The 638-nt window shown below is 48.4% G+C and carries 1 protein-coding gene; it reads right to left on the bottom strand.

The genetic code is table 11. The features are described 5' to 3' along the window. Positions 1-599: GNAT family N-acetyltransferase (locus AC1DVJ_RS31230; RefSeq protein ID WP_477596857.1), on the bottom strand; the 599-nt coding region annotated here is incomplete at its 3' end. Positions 600-638 lie beyond the last annotated feature (39 nt).

The following is a 638-nucleotide window of genomic DNA, read 5'->3' as shown; positions in this document are numbered from 1 at the left end:
GTACCAGATAAGTTAGGTTTGGGAACGTCCAAGAATATTCCTCTGCCTGGGATGCTTCGCAAGACCTCAACAAAGAGTACCTCTGCCGCCAATTCATTGACAGCTGCCCATGGGCCGATCTGTACCGCGTCGAAACCAACTCTGGCAAGTAGGTACCCAAGTACAATACCGTCCTTCTTTACATAATACGCTAACTCTTCATGACGGTTATATAAGGTACGCAGAATTTCTCCGCGATTGGCTCCAAAGCTTTGCGTATCAAAAGCAATGATCTCATCCAAATTTTCCAGGATGATGGGCTCTGCTGACAGGTCCGTGACCAATCGATTAAGTGGCAGGATAGGTGCTTTTCCCTGGTATCTCGTAACTTCATACTCATCTTGAAAACCGAGCGGAATGTAGACCTTCTTACCCATCGGCGTTGCATCCAACTTAATGCAGTCAACGCCATGATTCTCTAGGAAATCGATCGTCTTCTGGAGTAGGGCGGTCCCAATGCCGAATCTTCTTTGAGACGGATGTACGAGTACCATGCCTACCCAGCCGAACCGGTTCTCATAAGGGATGGCCGTCGCAGTACCCGCTTTCTCTCCTCCCATTTCTGCGAGAAAACAGCCGTCTTTTGCAAAGCGCATATA

This window comes from Paenibacillus sp. P4_A9, from assembly GCF_056402415.1.
This window is presented reverse-complemented; position numbering and strand designations above follow the sequence as displayed.